The sequence below is a fragment of the Mesorhizobium sp. M0621 genome, assembly GCF_040320745.1.
GTDB lineage: Bacteria > Pseudomonadota > Alphaproteobacteria > Rhizobiales > Rhizobiaceae > Mesorhizobium.
The window spans coordinates 1-3,150 of record NZ_JAMYQF010000113.1; the positions used below are offsets into that span (position 1 = coordinate 1).

At 56.4% G+C, this 3,150-nt stretch carries 2 protein-coding genes and 1 pseudogene; 1 reads left to right on the plus strand and 2 read right to left on the minus strand.

Annotated elements, in window-relative coordinates; all coding sequences use genetic code 11:
- Window positions 1-586 precede the first annotated feature (586 nt).
- Window positions 587-832 carry a transposase gene (locus tag NKI38_RS33210; RefSeq protein ID WP_352665080.1) on the minus strand — a complete coding sequence of 82 codons (246 nt, stop codon included), beginning with the start codon at window positions 830-832 and terminating at the stop codon, window positions 587-589.
- Window positions 833-1,324: 492 nt separating this feature from the next.
- Between NKI38_RS33210 and NKI38_RS33215 the strand changes: the two genes are divergently transcribed.
- On the plus strand, window positions 1,325-2,554 hold the full coding sequence (locus tag NKI38_RS33215) for an ATP-grasp domain-containing protein (protein ID WP_352665078.1): 1,230 nt from the start codon (window positions 1,325-1,327) through the stop codon (window positions 2,552-2,554).
- A gap of 288 nt (window positions 2,555-2,842) precedes the next feature.
- On the opposite strand, the pseudogene NKI38_RS33220 reads toward NKI38_RS33215, so the two are convergent.
- Window positions 2,843-3,150 (minus strand): annotated as a pseudogene (locus tag NKI38_RS33220) (IS110 family transposase); the annotation flags it as partial.

Consider the following 3,150-nt stretch of genomic DNA (forward strand, 5'->3'; position numbering starts at 1 on the left):
CGACAGGCAATCCTGAAAACCATGGCCGAACTCGGTATGAACGCCCGCCTAGAACGCACGACTGGCTATATCTACGCGTCCTGCTACATCTCCACGCCGCCAGGGGAGGCAAGTTGCCCGATGCCAACGGGCCCCGGTGAGCAACTGCCGTTGTGAAGTCAAAGCTACCGGCCCGAATGCGCCTCCTCCTCCGGCAACCATTCTGGCACGCCGACCGGAACTCGCGAAAATTTCGGGGCCGCCCCTCCTAAGCGTACTCTCTGAAACCTTTTGGAGCTCCGTCAACGGCTCCAATCTGTTCAGTAAACAACCCGCGCGATAGATGCAGAAGATGTTGTAGAATAACCCGTTCTGCGGCTTTTCCACAGCCTCGACCTTTCCGGCCTCGTTCGTCATCGGGAAGTCGCAGCTGCCTAGGCAGCTTCTGCCCTTCCGATTCGGGATCGTCTTCGGCGACGGCACGCAGCTCGACCGATCTGATCTTGAGGGCGAGCAAGGCCGGTCCGGCCCGTTGTAGTCGGCATCCTACTCAGCATGTGCCAAATGATCGCAAGGTTGCGCGCTGTGGCGACGGCCGCGATATGCTTCACCGACGCGAAGCGATCCGCTTGTAGAAGGCACGCAGAGAACTCGGCGAGCGCGCAGCTGCATGCGGCTTCGACCAGCATCCGCGAGTATGACCTCGGCCCTGCTTCGATATGCGTCCATGATAGGCCGGTCCCTCACCGGACTTGCCGCACGGTCGGATTAGGCCAAGATAAGCGAGAAGTCTCTGTGGATCGCTGAAGCGCGACGAATGTCGCCGATTGCCGAAGTCAGCGCTGGAAGCCACGGTGACATCGCTTGGCCACGTCAATCAGGCGGCCTCTCACGTCATGGAGATAGTCGAAACCTCAGCACCCGAGCTGCAACCAGATCCGGTAGGCACGGTCTGGCGGTCGTCGCCTGCTCATATGATTAGACTGAAGAGTGGCGCGTTCCAACCAATGGTCGTCTTTGTCCCATTTTCGCAGGTTATTACATCCAACATGTCGGGATGAAGAAACCGAGTCTTGACACGGTCACTGAGGCGTCAGCATGGCGGCCGGCGAGCTGCGAACTCGGTTTCAAGCCTCGCGCAGAGCTTTGGCACGCTGATTGCATAGGAGGTGACGGGATCCGGTGGCGATCACAGCGGCCTCGTTGCCTTCGGCCGAAAGAATAACGAAACTCGCTTGTACAGCTGACACTGACTCGATCACCGGAGAATCCGAGGCTGGAACAGCAAAGATGATGCCCATCTAAGCTCTGACGGCGATGCAGAACGCAACGGAGAACACCGCTGATGATAAAACGGGCGCTTATTCTGATTGAAGGTCACAGGACTAGCGGTTCGCTATACGTCAGAGCCGCGAAGCAACTTGGACTTAATCCAATTACCCTGGCTGCCAATCCTGCCTGCTACAACTACCTTGGAGTGGAACAGGTTGACGCTATTCATGTCAACACCGACGATCTGGAGGCGCTGCTGCGCGAATGCTCGAGGCTAAGCGCGAACTATGACATTGCCGGAATCACCGGCTTTGCGGACTTTGACGAATCGGTCCTTGCTATTGTTGCTGATCTCTGCCAGTGGTTCAATCTACCGGGACCTAGTCCGGTGTCCATTAGACGCTGCTGCGATAAATTTACTCAACGTCAGCTCCTCGCGCGCTCGGGCATCCCAGTACCTGCTTATCGCTTGGCAATGGATGTGACGGAGGCGGAACGCTCTGCTGCGCAGATCGGGCTGCCGGTGATCCTCAAGCCAGCCGTAGGTAGCGGTAGTAGCGGTGTCCGTTTGTGCCGCAACCCCGATGAGATAAGAGAACACATGTCCTACCTGCTAGGTGGGGTGCACATTTGGCGGTCTTCGCCGAGGATACTGGTCGAAGAATTCGCTGAAGGTCCCTTTTACAGCGTTGAATTGATGGGCGATGAGGTTGTTGGGATTGTCGCGGTCGATTTTGGATCCCCACCGCATTTCGTGTTCCGTGGGACGGCCTTTCCGGCTCCGTTGGGGGATGATGAATATAGCCTTATCGCGGACGTTTCGCTGAGCTGTTTGCGAGCTCTCGGTCTTGGGTGGGGGCCAGCAAACATCGAACTCCGGTGGACCGAGCGTGGCCCGGTCGTCATCGAAGTCAATCCGCGTCTTGCTGGCGCGCTAGAGCCTCAATTGGTTCAGCTAGCTTACGGTATTGACCTGATTACCGAGCATGTCAAACTTGTTATCGGGGAAGGATGGGACCTGCGCAAAAGGTTTTCGCAGAATGCGGCCGCGCGGTTCCTAGTTCCTGATGGCGACGGCAAGGTCGATTGGATCCACGGCGAAAAGCTCGCCGCTGCGGTACCAGGTGTCGTTGAGGTCAAATTGTATGTTGATTGCCAGTCGCCGATCGTTAAGAAAGGTGATTACCGAGATTGCATTGGACATATCATGGCCGTTTCGCCTAGTGTTGCTCAGACCCAGGTTATACTTGACTCTGCCGCACACTTAATCCGCTGGTCAATGACACCGTTATCGAGCCCTTGAACAAGATGAGCCAGCGTTCTCAGCCGCGTATCGGCGAAGAATCCCGCTGAAGTAAATGCTGGGAGGGCTCGGCTGGGCTTGCTTTCGCGCGCTATTCTAAATTTCGCTATGAAGCGGAGGCGCTGTATGTCGTGGTCTCTTGCAATCGGGCCTGATCCATTACCGCTCGTGAAATCGGCGAACTGTTCATCGCCGTACCAAAATCCACAAGAAATTGCTGGGTGACGTCCTCATACAAAGCTATGAACAAGAAACCGCAAATCTTCTGGATGCATTTGCCAAGCATATTAACCCAGGAACCTCGTCCTGATGCCCGCTGAGCATAGCATCTCGCTCAGCCTCCACGGACTTGATCTGCTGAAGCGTGAGTTCGAGTCGATCAAGTTCGCGTCCAATCTGTGCCTTCAGATGCTCAGGTAGCGGACGACCATCACCGGTCCTGAGTTTCCTCAAGCCGCTCCCGTCTCTTGCGCAATAAAGGCTCATAGTCAGAGATACCTTGGGCGAAGAGCAGCCCCTTGATCCGATTGACGTGCTCGACCCGCTCCGCTGTCAACGTCTTGCGTTCGCGGCAGATTCGGCGGCGATCCTCCTCC